At 65.5% G+C, this 16,498-nt stretch carries 16 protein-coding genes and 1 pseudogene; 9 read left to right on the top strand and 8 right to left on the bottom strand.

The genetic code is table 11. The features are described 5' to 3' along the window. Positions 1–81: 81 nt before the first annotated feature. Positions 82–831, bottom strand: a complete 750-nt coding sequence (locus tag ACZI8W_RS16720) for an LmeA family phospholipid-binding protein (protein WP_463369624.1) — start codon at positions 829–831, stop codon at positions 82–84. 103 nt (positions 832–934) lie between these two features. Here ACZI8W_RS16720 and ACZI8W_RS16715 point away from each other — a divergent pair, with 103 nt between their 5' ends. Further along, entirely contained in the window at positions 935–1,552 is a 618-nt protein-coding gene (locus tag ACZI8W_RS16715) for a type IV toxin-antitoxin system AbiEi family antitoxin domain-containing protein (RefSeq protein ID WP_463369623.1), read from the top strand. 12 nt (positions 1,553–1,564) lie between these two features. Here the strand turns inward: ACZI8W_RS16715 and ACZI8W_RS16710 are convergent, their stop codons facing one another. Genes ACZI8W_RS16710 through ACZI8W_RS16700 form a run of 3 tightly spaced genes read right to left on the bottom strand, consistent with a single transcriptional unit; the run spans position 1,565 to position 3,403 of the window. Then, positions 1,565–2,341: an O-methyltransferase gene (locus ACZI8W_RS16710; protein ID WP_463369622.1), complete on the bottom strand. Its 777-nt coding sequence runs from the start codon at positions 2,339–2,341 to the stop codon at positions 1,565–1,567. Between the two features lie 4 nt (positions 2,342–2,345). Continuing rightward, positions 2,346–2,846, bottom strand: coding sequence for a DUF2505 domain-containing protein (locus ACZI8W_RS16705; RefSeq protein ID WP_463369621.1), 501 nt, complete (start codon positions 2,844–2,846; stop codon positions 2,346–2,348). Between the two features lie 47 nt (positions 2,847–2,893). Further along, positions 2,894–3,403 (bottom strand): DUF2505 domain-containing protein, encoded by a 510-nt coding sequence (locus ACZI8W_RS16700; RefSeq protein ID WP_463369620.1) that lies wholly within the window; start codon positions 3,401–3,403, stop codon positions 2,894–2,896. Between the two features lie 24 nt (positions 3,404–3,427). Here ACZI8W_RS16700 and ACZI8W_RS16695 point away from each other — a divergent pair, with 24 nt between their 5' ends. Next, positions 3,428–4,522: a UDP-N-acetylmuramate dehydrogenase gene (locus tag ACZI8W_RS16695; protein WP_463369619.1), complete on the top strand. Its 1,095-nt coding sequence runs from the start codon at positions 3,428–3,430 to the stop codon at positions 4,520–4,522. Between the two features lie 74 nt (positions 4,523–4,596). Here the strand turns inward: ACZI8W_RS16695 and ACZI8W_RS16690 are convergent, their stop codons facing one another. Beyond that, positions 4,597–5,346 carry an SDR family NAD(P)-dependent oxidoreductase gene (locus tag ACZI8W_RS16690; protein WP_463369618.1) on the bottom strand — a complete coding sequence of 250 codons (750 nt, stop codon included), beginning with the start codon at positions 5,344–5,346 and terminating at the stop codon, positions 4,597–4,599. Positions 5,347–5,458: 112 nt separating this feature from the next. Between ACZI8W_RS16690 and ACZI8W_RS16685 the strand changes: the two genes are divergently transcribed. Continuing rightward, positions 5,459–6,106 carry a TetR/AcrR family transcriptional regulator gene (locus tag ACZI8W_RS16685; RefSeq protein ID WP_463369617.1) on the top strand — a complete coding sequence of 216 codons (648 nt, stop codon included), beginning with the start codon at positions 5,459–5,461 and terminating at the stop codon, positions 6,104–6,106. Between the two features lie 5 nt (positions 6,107–6,111). On the opposite strand, the gene ACZI8W_RS16680 is transcribed toward ACZI8W_RS16685, so the two are convergent. Beyond that, positions 6,112–8,112 carry an APC family permease gene (locus tag ACZI8W_RS16680; RefSeq protein WP_463369616.1) on the bottom strand — a complete coding sequence of 667 codons (2,001 nt, stop codon included), beginning with the start codon at positions 8,110–8,112 and terminating at the stop codon, positions 6,112–6,114. A 380-nt stretch (positions 8,113–8,492) separates the two neighbouring features. Between ACZI8W_RS16680 and ACZI8W_RS16675 the strand changes: the two genes are divergently transcribed. Next, entirely contained in the window at positions 8,493–9,791 is a 1,299-nt protein-coding gene (locus tag ACZI8W_RS16675; protein ID WP_463369615.1) for an ROK family protein, read from the top strand. Positions 9,792–9,821: 30 nt separating this feature from the next. On the opposite strand, the gene ACZI8W_RS16670 is transcribed toward ACZI8W_RS16675, so the two are convergent. Next, on the bottom strand, positions 9,822–10,463 hold the full coding sequence (locus ACZI8W_RS16670) for an LppP/LprE family lipoprotein (RefSeq protein WP_463369614.1): 642 nt from the start codon (positions 10,461–10,463) through the stop codon (positions 9,822–9,824). Between the two features lie 398 nt (positions 10,464–10,861). Then, positions 10,862–11,635 carry a PIG-L family deacetylase gene (locus ACZI8W_RS16665; protein ID WP_463369613.1) on the bottom strand — a complete coding sequence of 258 codons (774 nt, stop codon included), beginning with the start codon at positions 11,633–11,635 and terminating at the stop codon, positions 10,862–10,864. A gap of 227 nt (positions 11,636–11,862) precedes the next feature. Here ACZI8W_RS16665 and ACZI8W_RS16660 point away from each other — a divergent pair, with 227 nt between their 5' ends. The 5 genes and pseudogenes from ACZI8W_RS16660 (at position 11,863) to ACZI8W_RS16640 (ending at position 16,362) form a co-directional block, all read left to right on the top strand. After that, complete coding sequence (locus ACZI8W_RS16660) at positions 11,863–12,705, top strand: alpha/beta fold hydrolase (protein ID WP_463369612.1); 843 nt, start codon at positions 11,863–11,865, stop codon at positions 12,703–12,705. 50 nt (positions 12,706–12,755) lie between these two features. Further along, complete coding sequence (gene mshA / locus ACZI8W_RS16655; RefSeq protein ID WP_463369611.1) at positions 12,756–14,090, top strand: D-inositol-3-phosphate glycosyltransferase; 1,335 nt, start codon at positions 12,756–12,758, stop codon at positions 14,088–14,090. Next, entirely contained in the window at positions 14,087–14,614 is a 528-nt protein-coding gene (locus tag ACZI8W_RS16650) for a type III secretion system chaperone family protein (RefSeq protein WP_463369610.1), read from the top strand. Before mshA ends, ACZI8W_RS16650 begins: the two co-directional genes overlap by 4 nt. Positions 14,615–15,031: 417 nt before the next feature. Then, positions 15,032–15,358, top strand: a pseudogene (locus ACZI8W_RS16645) (transglycosylase family protein); the annotation flags it as partial. Positions 15,359–15,615: 257 nt separating this feature from the next. After that, positions 15,616–16,362, top strand: a complete 747-nt coding sequence (locus tag ACZI8W_RS16640; protein ID WP_463369609.1) for a phosphoglyceromutase — start codon at positions 15,616–15,618, stop codon at positions 16,360–16,362. Positions 16,363–16,498 lie beyond the last annotated feature (136 nt).

Here is a 16,498-nt window from a genome sequence, read left to right as displayed (position 1 = left end):
GAATGTGATTTCGCCATAACAAGAATGTAGTACTTCTTATGGCGAGAGTCACATTCTTTTTTGAAGGTGCTGCTCCGGGTCCTAGGAGAGCAGGCCGCAGCTTCCCTGTTGCTGAGGTTGCTGACCTTCCGGCATCTCCGGCATCACGAAGCGCCCGCCCTCGAGTGTCAGCTGCACGCCCGAGTCGGATACATCCACCTCGGTGGCCTGCATATCCAGCGGGTACTGCTGCAGTCCCGAGGTCAGGATCTCCACCACCCCGTCGACCAAAGCCGTCGGCAATCCGATCCCGAAGAGCGACGCGTTGGTGGTTTCCACCGTCACCGTGCCGTTGTTCACCACCGGCCTCGCGGTGAAATCGGCGATTCCCTGCCCGCCGACGGTGAAGGTCAGGGTGTTCGCGGACTCGTCGGCGGTGACATCGGTGACGAGTGTGCCCGCAGGCTGACTCTGCACCGTCGCGAGGATCCCGCTCGTAGGCCAGTCGACCTCGGCACGCGAGCTGCCGATCGTCCCGGCGCCTTCGGCGGACTCGCGCAGATCGACGTCCTGGACCTCCGCATGTACCTGCATCTGCTGCGCGGGACCGAACGCGGTGTCGTCGCTGTCGAACGTCACCGACGGTACCTGGCGGTCGAGAAGTTGCAGGAGCACCGGCTTCCAGCTCAGGCCGACGTCGACCCCGGTCCCGAGCTCACTTTCGAAGGACTGGGCGAGGCATGTCGTTGCACGATTGCGCACGTAGACTTCGGCGCCGACCAGGACCGCGACGAGCGCGGCGATGACGATGACGGCGATCGTGGTGAGGCGACTGCGCTTCGGTTGCGTCATGTGGCCGATTGTTCCGGACGAGCCTGAAAATCCCATGAGCACACACGTACCAACTGCATGATTAATGTGAGCTTTGACACATTTTTTGGGTACTGTGGGCGCCATGACTGGGTGGACGGAATCAGAGTACGGTGCATCCGGACGTGCGGATGCAGACGAGCTGCTTCGGCGTCTGGCGGTGACGCAGGCCGGCTTCTTCACCGCCCGCCAAGCTGTGGGGCACGGCATCACGGCCGAGCAGTTCTCCACACGGATCGAAGCCGGTCAGTGGCTGCGGGTGGAGAACGAACTGTTCCGCCTCTGCGACAGCCCGCCGACCAAGTTCGACGAGTTCGCGCAATGGTGCGCCTGGTACGAGGGCACTGCCGTGGTCTCGCACCAGAGTGCGGCAGACCTTCACGGAATGGGGCACCTGCAGCCCCGGTTTCTGCACCTGTCGACGGTCGATCAGCGCACAGTTCCGAGCAACCGACTGGCCTTGCATCACCGCGAACTCGCCGCCACCGACTGTGAACCGGCCGGGTGTTTCAGGGTCACGACGCCGGCTCGCACCGCAGTGGATCTTGCCGCGGGCGGCGTGTCACAGGAGGTTCTCGACGAACTCGTCGGAGACGCGATCACCCTCGGTCGGGCTGATGCCGACGAGCTGCACGCCGCCGTCGCAGGCCAGCCGACGGCCGTCGCCGATCGTATCGAACTGGCATTGCTCTCGGCGGGCTGACCAGGATCGGATTCAGCGCGGTGCCACCGCGTTCCACGGCACGGTGAGAATGCAGTCGCGTACCCGGCGTCGTTGCTCCTGTACATCGAACCCCTGACCACGGAGCAGATCCAGGGTCGCCCGCCACCGGAGCCGGGGACCGAACACCGAGTGTGGTGCGCAGGTAGCCCATGCGCGGTCTGCCGCCGTCAGCAGTGCGTGGATCGGCTCGCCCGGCACATTGTGGTGGATCAGGGCTTTGGGGAGTCGCTCCGCGAGATCCGAAGGGCGATCGACGTGCAACGGACTCCACGCCAGGGTCAATGTTCGCGGCCCGTGTTCGTCGAGCAGCACCCACGCGCAACGACGACCCAGCTCGTCACATGTGCCGTCGATGATCAACCCGCCCGGCGCCAGCCCCGACCGCAGTCGTTCCCACGCCGGTGCAACGGCCTCTTCCGGATACTGGCGAAGCACATTGAAAGCTCGGATCAGTGTCGGCCGCAGGCCCGCCAGCTCGAAGCCGCCGCGGGCGAACTCCACCCCGCCCCGCCCCGCAACCACGCGCTCGGGGTCGATCTCGAGGCCGACCACCCGCAGGTCGGGTCGTACCGTGCGTAGACGTGCTGCCCATTCGATGGTGGTGACCGGCATCGCACCGTAGCCGAGGTCGACGGCGAGCGGCTCGGACGTCCGTCTCAGTACACGGGTCACAACTGGGTCGTGGCGTGTCCAGCGGTCGCTGCGACGCAATCGATTGATCCCGGTGGTGCCGCGGGTGACGACGCCTTCCGGGTGCTGTCCGCGCACCGCCCTACTGCCGTGCGAGCCAGTCGGCGGTGACCGCGGCCTCGGTGCGGAACACCTCGACGAGATTACTGAGGATCAGTTCTTCGAGTTTGCCGCCGATGAACGGCAGAGTGACCTTCGCCTCCGACGAGGTCCGCAGTGTGCACCCGGGGGCGTTCTCGAACAGCGTCATGGTGCCGGAGAGACTACCCGGACCCGCTGGGATCGATGCTTTGTAACGTCCGATCGTCGTGCTTCCGAACGGTCCGTACGACTCTGTGCGGGTGATGATCATGTCCTTCTTGAGTACCGTCTGTGCGATCTCAGGAAGTTCGGAGCGGGGTATCACATGGTGGAGGACGAGGTCGATGCCGCTCTCGGTGACGGTGAATGCTTCGACGTGATTCTCCGAGTACTTCCGCATCTCCGACATGCGGGCTTCCCAATGGGCCGGGTCGGACAGCGCCGAATAGACCCGCTCCGCCGAAAACGGGAAGCGGGCGGAGTAATCGCTGCGCCGTGCCACGGCAGGCCAGCGTACCGGTCTGCCCTCGGTCAGGAAAATCGTCGCGGCTACCGCAGGTTGGTGCGTCCCAGCCAGTCGGCGGTGAACGCCTTCTCCGCTTCGAACAGGCCGACGAGTTCGTCGACGATCATGCTCTCGATCTTGGATCCGAGGAACGGGATCTTCACCTCGACCGTGCCCTCGATGAGCACCATCGATCCCGCTTCATCGGGGATGAGCACGAGTGTGCCCTCGACCTTGCCCGGCATCCCCTCCACGCCGGCGGAGAACCGGCCCTGAGCCCGGTCGCCGTCGAGGCGCTCCCATGCCTCGTGGCGTCGGATGACGAGATCGCCCGGACGGATGTTCGTCACCAGTGCGGGGAGATGCTCGGCGGGAATCGCCTGATGGAGATCGAGTTCGATCGTGCCGTCGCCGGTCGTCGCGCTTTCGACAGCAGCGCCGGGACCGCCGGCCTCCGCGAGGCGGCTGTCCCAATACTGCGGGTCGACGAATGCCGCATGCACTGCCGCAGGCGGAAACGAGTAGTGCGTCGAGTGGTCGATAGGGCTGCCCATATCCCGGCACGCTACCGTTTGCAGGTGCTTGATCCACGTATCAGGTCCCGGCTCGTCGATGCGGGAGCCACCGTCACTGAATCCGTGCCGCTGTCGACGCTGACGACATTGCGGCTCGGCGGCCCCGCCCGCTTCCTTGCCGACTGCACCTCGACCGACACATTGATCGAGGTGATGCGATACCTCGATGTCGAGAACGTACCTACCCTGGTACTCGCGGGCGGGTCGAATCTGGTGATCGGCGACGACGGATTCGACGGTGTGGTCGTCAAAGTCTCGAACTCGCGTGTGGACATCGGCAGTGCCACGGTCCGCGCGGAGGCCGGAGCCGGTTGGGACGACGTCGTGGCACGCACCGTCGCGTCCGGACTCGGCGGACTCGAATGCCTGTCCGGCATCCCGGGCTCCACCGGTGCGACCCCCGTACAGAACGTCGGGGCATACGGTGTCGAGGTCGGGTCGGTGCTGCGGCGCGTCCGACTGCTCGACCGCCGCACCGGCGCCGACAGGTGGGTCGGTCCGGACGCACTCGGACTCGGATACCGCACCAGTGTCCTCAAGCATTCCGACGACGCGGTCGTCCTCGAGATCGAACTCGATGTGCAGCCCGACGGATCCAGTGCGCCCCTCCGCTACCGCGAACTCGCGACCTCGCTCGGAATCGGAGAGGGGGAGCGGCTTCCCGCTGCGCAGGTGCGCGACCAGGTGCTCGCGCTGCGTCGGGGCAAAGGCATGGTGCTCGATCCCGACGACCACGACACGTGGAGCGCGGGTTCGTTCTTCACCAACCCGGTCGTGTCCGACGACCGGTTGCCGGGAGTCCTCGCAGCGATCACGGAGCGTGTCGGTGTGGATGTCCGCATCCCCCGGTACGACGCAGTCGGCGGAACGAAACTGTCGGCGGGATGGCTCATCGAACGTGCGGGGTTCGTGAAGGGGTTCCCGGGTGACGAGGCAGCCGCGCGCTTGTCGACGAAGCACACTCTGGCCCTGACCAACCGAGGGCCGGCGACCACCGCGGATCTCGTCGCACTCGCCCGCGAGGTGCGCGACGGTGTAGAGGACGTGTTCGGCGTGCGGCTGTACCCCGAACCCGTGACCGTCAACTGCGTGATCTGATCTGGTCTGATCGCCGGCCCGCCCCCAGTTGAGCGAATGGCGCACTCGTCGCGGTGGGGTCGCCGAAGCCGATGTCAACCGGTGGTGCGGTTGAACCGTCCCGCACCTGCCTGATCACGGGGCTTGACAATGATCTGGTCGAGGTTCACGTGCGACGGTCTCGACGCGACGAATCCGATGATCTCCGCGATATCCTGCGCGACGAGCGGCGTGATGCCCTCGTACACCTTGTCGGCGCGTTCCTGATCGCCCTCGAAGCGAACCAGCGAAAACTCCGTTTCGACGGCGCCGGGCGCGATCTCCGTCAGACGGACGGGTTTGCCGAGCAGCTCCCCGCGCAGCGTTCGGTGCAGGACAGCTTGCGCATGCTTGGCCGTCGTGTATCCGGAGCCGTTGTCGTACGCTTCGAACGCGGCGACCGAGGTGATCGTGACGATCAGTCCGTCGCCCGACTCGATGAGCTTGGGAAGCAGGGCCTTGGTGACGCGCAGGGTGCCGATGACGTTGGTTTCCCACATCCACCGCCAGTCGTCCTCGACGGCGTCGAGGACCGTGGCGAGACCCTTCGCGCCACCGGCATTGTTGACCAGCATGTCCACTCTCGGCAGAACCGTCGTGAACGCTTCTACCGAATCCTCATCGGTGACGTCCAGTTCGAGCGCCGTACCGCCGATCTCGTCGGCCAGCTTCTGCAGGCGATCGAGACGTCGCGCACCCACCACGACGTGGTAACCCTGCGCCGCGAGAATACGTGCGGCAGCTTCTCCGATTCCGGAGGACGCCCCGGTGACGACGGCAATGCGGGATTCGGCAGATATGGTCATGGCTGAATCGTAGTGCCGGCGGTCTCGACATGCCCGATCGATTCTCCGGCCGTCTCTGCGGGCGGTGCGCTTGCCGTGCGGATCGCCGTAACCGGCACTAACCTCAGCTTTCATGACGATGAGTCGCGGGCGTTACAACTCAGGAGAGCGAACCCGCGTCCGCCTGATCGAAGCCGCCGAGAAGCTGTTCGCGCGGCGCGGATACGACGCTGTCACTCTCGCCGACATCCGGAAGGCCGCCGGTCAGCACAATTCGTCGGTCATCGGCTACTACTTCGGAACGAAGGACGGATTGCTCGACGCGGTGGCCGACCATCGCTTTCCCGCGGTCGACGCGGAACGTGGCGCGCTCGTTCGGCAGTACCTCGAAGGCGGGCACGCGCTGTCTACCCGTGAGGCCCTGTGGGCGGTCGCAGCGCCCCTCGCCAACACGCTCGGTCGCCGCAACCACTATGTCGCGATGCTCGGCCGGCTGCTCGACGAAGGCCGACTCGCCGAGCATGTGGCTGCCGCAATGTCGACGTCGAACGGCTACCTCGCCGACCACACGTTGAGAATGTCGGCGGGGCACCTCCCACCCGATGTGGTGGATCAGCGTCTCGAGTTCGTGTACGAGAGCATCGTCCGAGCGTTGTCGCGGTGCGATGCCGTGGGAAGACCCCCGGCGCATGCCGAACTGTCGGCATTGGTCGACGCGTGGGAGGCCGCGCTCGTGGTGCCGTTGTCGGAGGAGACGGAAGCGGCCAGAGCAGCGCAATGAACGCATCATTCCGGACGGTTGCCGGGACCCACTCCGCGGCGCACCGCGCCGGGCGCGGACCGGGCGTCGTACTCACTCGTGCGAGCGGAAGAATGCAACTGCCACGGCACGCTGGTCACCATCACACCCCGCTGGTGCAACAATCGGCTCTTCAGGCGCAGGGCACTCTGGTTGTGGAGAATCTGTTCCCACCAATGGCCTACGACGTACTCGGGTATGAACACCGTAACGACGTCACGCGACGATGCCCGTCTGACATGTCGGACGTAATCGAGAACAGGACGAGTGACGTCCCGATAGGGAGAATCGATCACCTTCAACGGAATGGTGATGTCGCTGCGGTCCCACGCGCGAACCAACGCCCGGGTGTCGTCGGTATCGACGTCGACCGTGACGGCTTCGAGGATGTCCGGTCGGGTGGCTTTCGCGTAGTCCAGGGCCCGAAGGGTGGGTGTATGGAGCGCCCCGACGAGGACGATCGAATGGGTGCGGCTCGGAAGAACGTCCTCCCACTCTGCCGACCCGAGCTCCTCGGCGACGCTGTCGTAGTGGCGACGGATCGCCTTCATCGTGGCGAACACCGCGGCCATCGCCACGATGGCGATCCACGCGCCTGCGACGAACTTCGTGATCAGCACAATCACCAGGACCGAGGCGGTCAGTGCAGCGCCCACCGAATTCACCGCGCGTGAGCGGCGCATGTGTGCCCGCGTCGGGGAGTCGGTCTCCGTGGACAGGAGCCGCGACCAATGCCGGACCATCCCGGTCTGGCTCAGCGTGAAGGAGACGAACACCCCGACGATGTAGAGCTGGATCAGGTGGGTGACCTCGGCATGGAACACCACGATGAACACTCCGGCTGCCGCCGCGAGAAACAGGATGCCGTTGCTGAATGCGAGCCGATCGCCGCGGGTGTGGAGCTGATGTGGCAGATAGCGGTCTTGGGCGAGGATCGATCCGAGCACGGGAAAACCGTTGAATGCCGTGTTGGCCGCCAGCACCAGGATGAGCGCGGTCAGTGCCGTGATGAGGTAGTAGGCCGGCGGGAATCCAGGAAAGACGGTCTGTGCCATCTGCACGATCAAGGTCTTCTGATGGTAATTCTCCGGAGCGCCCAGCAACTGAGTGGTGGGGTCCTCGGCGATCACCACCCCGATCCTCTCGGCGAGAACAATGATCCCCAGCAACAAGGTGATCGCGAGCCCACCGAGCAGAAGCAGTGTCGTCGCGGCGTTGCGGGATTTCGGTTTCCGGAAGGCAGGCACCCCGTTGCTGATCGCTTCGACCCCGGTCAATGCAGCACACCCCGACGAGAACGCCCGTGCCAGCAGGAACGCGAAGGCGAGCGCAGTTGCGGGGGAGTGCTCGGCGACGAGTTCGAAGGACGACGATTCCGCGCGAAGATCGTGCCCGAGAACGAAGGTCTGGGTCAGTCCCCAGCCGATCATCACAGCAATCGACATCATGAACGCGTACGTCGGTGCTGCGAACGCGACCCCGGCTTCCCGAAGCCCACGGAGGTTGACGGCGGTGAGGATGACGATGGCACCCACCGCGAACAACGCCTTGTGGTGTGCCACGAACGGCACCGCGGAGCCGACGTTGGCGGCGGCGGCGGAGATCGACACGGCCACGGTGAGCACGTAATCGACGAGCAGAGCGCTACCGACGGTCAGGCCTGCGGTGGCACCGAGGTTCTTCGTCGCCACTTCGTAATCCCCGCCGCCGGACGGATACGCATGGACGTTCTGACGGTAACTCGCGACTACCACCGCGAGAACGACGGCGACGAGGACCCCGATCCACGGGGCGAACGAATAGGCGGACAGACCTGCAACCGACAGGACCAGGAAAATCTCCTCGGGTGCATAGGCGACCGAGGACAATGCGTCGGACGCGAACACGGGAAGCGCGATGCGTTTGGGAAGCAGTGTGTGCCCCAGCGCGTCACTGCGGAACGGTCTGCCCAGCAGCAGCCGTTTCACCGTCGACGGTGCACGGGACACCAGCGAATCGTAGTCCTTCCCGGGGCGGCCGGCGCCTCATCGCAGGACTGTTTACCTTCGGGTTGTGGAGAATCCGAACCGTGACATAACCTTCCCGGCATGTCGTCCAGCCGAGTCGTCGCCCCGCGTGTCACCTACGTGACCGCAACTCTGGGTTCCCGGCTTCCTCTGGCTCGCGAACTCTGTTGTCGTTGCTGCGGTAGCTAGATCCGCGCCGACCATCCTCGGTTCCACCCCGGAATCCGTCATCTGTGTGTCCAGTGCACGTCGAGGTCGGGCGCGTCGACGTCCGTATTGGCAACTCCGGGTCAGTTCACTCGTATCCGAGCATTGTGCTCGGATCGCGAGACGTCCGGGGCCGAGTCGCAAGGAATCGAAACGTGTCAGTGCCCGCTTTGTCTCATCCGCCTACACCCCACACAGCGGCGTCCCGTACCGACCTCTCCCGGTTCGCGTCACGCACCGAGGTCTCCCGCCGAGGCCCGGCGCGGGCGCGGATCGTCGCACCCGACCTGCGGATCGCCGAGGGCGCCGCAGGGGCGGTGTGGCGCGTCGCGGTCGATCGCGGTCCCATTTCCCGCGATCTGATCGCCAAGGCCACCGGCCTGAGCATCGCCACAGTGAATCGGCAGGTGTCCGCACTCCTCGCTGCCGGACTGCTGCGCGAACGTGCCGACCTCACCGAGTCCGGCGCCATCGGCCGTCCGCGGATTCCGGTGGAGGTGGACCACGAACCGTTTCTCACCGTCGGAATCCACATCGGCGCCGTGACCACCGGGATCGTCGCGGCCGACCTGCGCGGCCGGATCATCGGTGCGGTCGAGATCCCCACGCCCAGCGGAGACCAGAACCTCGCACTCGCTTCGATCACCGCCAGCGCCGGATCCTTCGTTTCACGATGGCACCGTCGCACCGCATTGTGGGCGGGTGTCGCGATCGGCGGATGCGTCGACGCCGCGACCGGAATTGTCGATCATCCGACGCTCGGCTGGTCGCAGGCTCGTGTGGGCGAGGCAGTGAGTCTCGGTCTTCGCCTGCCGGTGTCGGTGGCAGCGCACGTCGAGGCAATGGCGGCTGCCGAACTCCTCCTGGCCCCGAACAAGAGTTCCGTCGGGATGGGGGGCGCCGGCCTCTACGTCTATGCTCGCGAAACAGCCGGTATCGCCATCACATTCGACGGCAAGGTCCATACGCCGACGACGGGGCCCGGGTCGATCTCGCACCTGCCCACCGGTTCTCCGGTGCGGTGCGCCTGCGGTGGCACCGGATGCCTCGAGGCGACGATCAGCGACCGGGCGGTGCTCGAACGAGCCCGCCGGGAGGGGCTGATCACGGGCAGTGACCAGTCGATCCGGGCGCTGTACGGAATCGCGCGCGAAGGGTCGGAAGCGGCGCGAACCATTCTCGTCGAGCGCGCGTCCACCCTCGGCCGGACGGTTGCGATCCTCCGCGACCTCTTCAACCCCGACCGTGTGATTCTCGGCGGACAGGCCTTCACCGAGTACCCCGAGGGAATCACGCATGTGGCGGACGCATTCGAGCGCACATCCTCGCTGCCGCGCAAGGACGTTCACATCACCGGGTTCGGTAACGGGGTGCAAGCCCACGCCGCAGCCGTGGTGTCGCTGAGCTCGCTGTATTCCGATCCGATCGGTGTCATGAGGCGCGTCGCGGCATGAGATTCGTCGTGGCGGGCAACGAGGTCACCGCTACCGGGGGCCGTAGGATTCGAGCATTTCCTGGGGCAGCGATTGCCTCATCACCACCTGTGATCCGTCCCAGGTGTAGTCGATGACGGCCGGCCCGCCCGACGGACAGCAGTTCGCATCTTCCGGGGCGAGCCAGCGGTACTGCACCGACACCGTCGACCCGTCGGCGCCTACAACCTGGGTGTACGAGTAGGAATCCGAGGTGGCGGTGCCGAGGTAGTTGCCGTCGCGAAAGAACAGCACGTGCGACGGTGAACTTGCCGTCCCGCCCGGTGTTTCTGCCATCAGCCACAACAATTCCCCACAGGAGCCCGTGACGTCCGAGTGGGCGCCCGTGATCCAGGGGTTCCCGCCCGGCGCCGTATTGCCGAGCGAGGCAAGCGCGTCCGTGACCATGGGTGCGGCGGGGTCGAGGCAGGGACCAGTGCTCTCTTCCGGCGCCGGGACGATCTCGGTCGCTCCCGGCGCCGATGTGCGCTCAGCGGGTTCAGGATTCTGCAGTTGGTCGGCGCTGGCCGGAGTCGTGATCGGTGCGGAAGTCGGCGTCGGCGTCGACGTCGTGGGGTCGCCGCCGCTGCATGCGGTGAGCAGGGCTGCGGCGGCAACGAGCGCGATCGATGCGCCGATCCGGCGGTTCGCCATTGGTGTCACCTTCCTTCACGGTGTCCTGGGGTCACTCGGATCGTCGTTGCCGTACGTGTATCCGTTAGCGACAGTTGCAGATTCGTTACTGGTGAACAGGAGATGCGTCCGTTGCATCCGTCGCGTCCGGTTTCGACCCGCGGCGACGGATCGTCGAATCCCTGTGCATCTCCTCGGTCGCGGATTTGCCGAACATTACCCGCGTCTCGCGCCACCGGGTCCCGACCCGGTACTCGCCACCACCGTCGACACGCTCGACGGCGGTGACCCCGCGAGGGTGTCCGGAGCAGATTCCAGGTCGGTCAGCACCGCCCACACCGCGCTCGGCGGCGCAGCGATCGAGCGGGCGACGATGATTCGTTGTTCCACAGATTCTCGCGTTTCATAGGGTGGATCTCTCACAATCGCAGCGACGTCTCCTGAATGCCGGGTCCTCCACCGCGCCGCCGGAACCACTCGATTCCGAACGCGGCACGCAACTGGTCTTCGGTCATGCCGAGCATCGGACCGAAATCGCCGATCTGAGACTCGTGGGCACGCATGGCTGCGACCTTCGCGGCGAGGGTGCCCGTGACGTCGACGGCAGTGGTGAGTTCGGATTCGGGCAGCCCGAACGTGTCGAGGTCGGGCGGCTGCGCTTCCCCTGTCACCTCGGGATTTGCCGCGAGCAGCCGTCGTAGGTGATCGCGATTCACGGCCGATTCGTACACTGCGTCGTGGCCCGTCAACTCTGCCGCCCGCACTCCGACGTTGTGGACCTGCACGTGATCGGGGTGCCCGTAGCCGCCGTGGGCGTCGTAGATGGTGACCGAGTCGGCGCGTTCCTCGTCGATGACGGCGGCGAGCCGGGCGGCCGCGGACTCGACGTCGATATTTGCGAATGCTGCCGGGTTGGTGTTCGCCGGGGTCCCCGCCATCCCCGAATCGGCGTAGCCCAGCGGCACGAGCCGCGCTACCCCGAGCGCCTCGGCGGATCGTTCGAGTTCCCGCATCCGGCGATCGGCGAGCAATTCACCCGCCGCCAGCAGCCCGGCGGGGTGTTCGCCGGCGGCGCCGTCCGTTGCGACGACGAGGATGACGCGGTGTCCCGCGTCGGCAGCCAGCCGCATGACGCCGCCTGTAGTGAAGACTTCGTCGTCGGGGTGCGCGTGGAAGCAGACCAGAATGCCCATACGCTGCATGTTGGCACGGGATCGCCGTGCGTGATGCTGAGAGTTGGAAAACCCGGGAGTTGGAAAACCCGGGAGTTGGAAAACCCGGGAGTTGGAAAACCCGGAGTTCGAAAACCCGCCGAAGCGTCCCAACCGAATCGACGCCGTTCCGCGGGTGTCGCGGCCGGCCTGATCGCGGTGGCAGGTGCGGCCGGGATCCACCCGCGCACGCGGATACAGTGACTGCCATGACAGTGCGTGAAGCCGTCAGCATCGATGGCACCCCGATCGTTTACCGCACGTTCGGACAGGACTCCGCTCGCCCGCTCGTTCTCCTGCACGGATGGGCACAGTCGTCGCGATGCTGGGGTGAGGAAGTCCTGGGCGATCTCGCGCGCAGCTTCCGGGTGATCGCGGTGGACCTGCGCGGGCACGGATACAGCGGGGTCCCGCAGGGCGGCTACGACAACTCCGAGAATTGGGCAGCCGACGTGCGCGCGGTGCTCGACGCCGAACGCGCCGAGAGCGCGGTGCTGCTCGGATGGTCCTACGGCGGCCTGGTGGTCTGCGACTACCTCGCGGTGCACGGCTCGGCAGATGTGTCCGGGGTGGTGCTCGTCGGCGCGATCACGAGCATCGGACGTGGCGAGAAGGGTGGGAAGGTCGGTCCGGCGATGCGCGCAGCGATACCCGCGGCAATGTCCGAGAAGTCCGAGGAAGCGATCGCTGCTCTCGCCTCGTTCGGCACTGCGCTGACAGGGCCGCCGGAGGGGAAGGGAGCGGTGTCGCAGGCGCTGTTCGGCGCATCCCTGAGTACCGCTCCACACGTGCGGGCTGCACTGTTCGAGCGGGTTGCGGGCAACGACGAGTTGCTTCGCGGCCTCGATACTCCAGTTCTGCTGCTGCACGGGACCGCAGATTCCGTGGTCGACATCTCCGCGGCGCGACACGCCGAGTCGCTGCTCCCGAACTCGACGACCTCGTATTGGGACGGTGTCGATCATGGTCCGTTCGTCGAGGATCCTGCGCGGTTCGTGGCCGAGGTGACCGCGTTCGTCGAATCGGTCGACGCCCGGGCAGCCAGGCGATAGGCGGGGAGGTCGCTTCCTCCCGGGACAGCGACGCAAGGCAGTATGGAGGCGTGACGTCTCAGCCCAGCCGCCCGCACCGCGTGGCCGTGATATCGGTCCACACCTCGCCGCTGGCGCAGCCCGGCACCGGTGACGCCGGTGGCATGAACGTGTACGTTTTGCAGACCGCGATCCAGCTGGCACGTCGCGGCGTGGAAGTGGAGATCTTCACGCGCGCGACGTCGTCGGTCGATCCGGCCGTGCAGCATGCTGCTCCCGGCGTTCTGGTACGCAACATCGAAGCGGGACCGTTCGAAGGCCTGGACAAACATGATCTGCCCACGCAGCTGTGCGCCTTCGCGGCGGGGGTGCTGCGTGAGGAAGCCCGGCATCCTCAGGGCTACTACGATCTGGTGCACTCCCATTATTGGCTGTCGGGTCAGGTCGGGTGGCTTGCGCGCGACCGTTGGGGGGTGCCGCTGGTCCATACCGCGCACACGCTCGCCGCAGTGAAGAATGCGTCGCTCGCAGTAGGTGACAAGCCCGAACCTGCCGCGCGGCAGATCGGCGAACAGCAGGTGGTCGCGGAGTCGGACCGGATGGTGGCAAACACCACCGACGAGGCTGCGGCGCTCGAACACATCTACGGTGCAGATCCGTCCAGGATCGACGTCGTCGCTCCTGGAGCCGACCTGTCGCGGTACCGGCCGGGCGACCGGGATGCTGCGCGAGCCGAACTCGGGCTCGATCCGCGTGAGACGATCGTGACGTTCGTCGGCCGGATACAACCGTTGAAAGCACCCGATGTACTGCTGCGCGCTGCGGCGCGAGCGATTGCGGATGCGCCCGATGTTCCGCTGCGGGTGCTCGTCGTCGGAGGTCCGTCGGGGAGCGGTCTCGAACGTCCGGATTCGCTGATCGAACTCACCCGTGAGCTCGGGATCGCGGCGAGGGTCACGTTCATGCCTCCGCAACCGTCAGACCGCCTCGTTCAAGTGTATCGAGCGTCAGATCTTGTTGCTGTGCCGAGCTATTCGGAGTCCTTCGGCCTCGTGGCCATCGAGGCGCAAGCGTGCGGGACACCGGTCCTCGCGGCTGATGTCGGCGGACTCGGTATTGCGGTGCGCGGGGGTGAGACCGGCGTGCTCGTCGGAGGTCACCGCATCGATGATTGGGCGGCCGCGTTGGGGTCGCTCGTCTCGGACCCGGGCAGGCTCGCCGCATACGCAGAAGCTGCGCCGAAGCATGCCGAGAATTTCTCATGGGAGCACACCGCGGAGGGACTGCTCGAGAGCTATCAGCGGGCCGGGATGCGCCGGAACCGAGCGTTCGGTTCGACGGAGCACTCGCTCCGCAGGCAGCGTGGATTGTGGAAGTTGCGTCGTACGAGCGGAGTGAAGGCGTGAGCGAACGGCTGAGCGAACTGATCGAGGCGGCACTGCGCGATCGGGAACTGGAGTTTTCGGGTAAGGAGGGCGGCCACTTCGTGGTCGAACTGCCCGGGGAGAACAAGCTCGCGACAACCACGTTGCTCACGGTGGGGACGCACGGCGTGCGTGTCGAGGCGTTCGTGTGCCGCAAGCCCGACGAGAACTTCGAGGGCGTCTACAAGTATTTGCTACGGCGTAATCGCCGACTGTACGGAGTGGCGTACACACTCGACAAGATCGGCGACATCTACCTTGTCGGCCGGATCTCGGAGCAGTCCGTCACCGCGGACGAACTCGACGCCGTGCTCGGTCAGATTCTCGAAGCTGCCGACTACGATTTCAACATCATTCTCGGTATCGGATTCATCACGTCGATCAAGCGTGAATGGGAGTGGCGTGTGTCGCGAGGTGAATCGCTGCGCAATCTCGAGCCGTTCCGGCATCTCATCGAGCAGGAAACCGGAACCGATTTCGACCCCTCCCACGACGACGACAAATAACGTCACACTTCGGATTCAGCGCTATTCGGACGCAATTGTCGAGTCCGATTTGCGCGGTCTTTCTGGGTTTTTTTGTGACCGTTCCCACATTACGTGCGTGTAATTCCGTGTCCGATCGGAGTAATCTCGATCCTGTCACCTGGTGAAATTCCTGTTGATCAAGGATTTTTCTGTACGAGTGTGCCAATAAATCGGTTCGTGACCTTTTCGTGATTGGCGTTTAGCGTTGTTACCGACCGACAACGATCAGGTCGTTACACCGGACCCGCAGCCGCTGAATCTGCCCCGCGGACAATCCGGATGAAACCACACCCGAGGGGCAGTGCGAGACAGCTCGAGTCGCCGATGATCCGGCGATCGGCACATGGCCGGAATTCGGTCCCGGTCCCGCAAAGCAGCCGAAAGGATTCACCAGACATGGCACAGTTCAACATCAAGCGCACCCTGGGTACCGTCGCCACTGCGGCAGCCCTCGTCGTCACCCCCTTCGCCCTGGGAACCGGCACCGCGAACGCAGCGTCCGGAAACTGGGATGCCGTCGCGCAGTGTGAGAGTGGCGGCAACTGGGCCATCAACACGGGTAACGGCTACTACGGTGGCCTCCAGTTCAGCCAGAGCACCTGGGAGGCGTACGGTGGCACCGGCGTTGCCAGCAATGCGTCCAAGGCAGAGCAGATCCGTGTCGCCGAGAACGTCCTCGCCGGCCAGGGCGTCGGTGCATGGCCGGTCTGCGGTCAGTACCTCTGACCCGACCGCGTCCTGCGGTAGTCGTGACATGTCCCGCGTGCACACCGTGCACGCGGGACATGTGCGTTCGTCCGTGCATGTCGGTCTCTGCATCGCGACCTTCACGCCAGCAGGCACGGGGGTGGGGCGCCGGCTGAGTGCGTGGCCGGGCGTTCCGGCACCCGGGGTGTAGAGCAACGCGTGTTGTCAGGTATGGCCGACATCGGATGCTCCCGTGGAGGAATCGGTCACGCGATCGTGTCAGGATTGGAGCCATGACTATCGGAACACTTGTCCTGCTCCGCCACGGCGAGAGCGAATGGAACGCGATGAACCTGTTCACCGGCTGGGTGGACGTGCATCTCACCGACAAGGGTGTCGCGGAGGGCAAGCGCGCAGGCGCCCTGCTCGCAGAGCAGAACGTCCTTCCCGATGTCCTCTACACCTCGCTGCTGCGTCGCGCGATCAGCACCGCGAACTTCGCCCTCGACGCCGCAGAACGCCACTGGATCCCGGTCGTACGCGACTGGCGACTCAACGAACGGCACTACGGTGCCCTGCAGGGCAAGAACAAGGCTGAGATCAAGGACGAGTTCGGCGACGAGCAGTTCATGCTCTGGCGTCGCAGCTACGACACACCGCCGCCGCCGATCGACGCGGGGTCGAAGTACAGCCAGGATCAGGACCCGCGCTACGCGGACCTCGACGAGGTGCCGCTGACCGAGTGCCTTCAGGACGTCGTGAACCGTCTGATCCCGTACTGGGAAGAGGTCATCTCGAAGGATCTGCTGGCGGGGAGGACCGTACTGGTCACCGCGCACGGCAACTCGCTGCGGGCACTGGTCAAGCACCTCGACGGCATCTCCGACGACGACATCGCCGGCCTGAACATCCCGACCGGTATCCCCCTGCGGTACGACCTCGACGAGAATCTGCGTCCGCTCAACCCGGGTGGAACCTACCTCGACCCCGAGGCCGCTGCGGCAGGTGCTGCGGCCGTTGCGAACCAAGGCGCCGGGTAGCACGGATCGAACAAACGGATCCTGCGTGACTTCTTTGTCGCGCGGGGTCCGGCAAACTTCTGGTGAACAACGGGGCAACCACGAAAAAATGGCCCGTGACGTGCAGGGAGTGTCAGCGACCCGCTGTTGTTGCCCG

The sequence above is a fragment of the Rhodococcus ruitaii genome (assembly GCF_055230935.1).
Note: the sequence above shows the minus strand (reverse complement) of the source record. Positions and strands in the feature narration are given on the sequence as shown.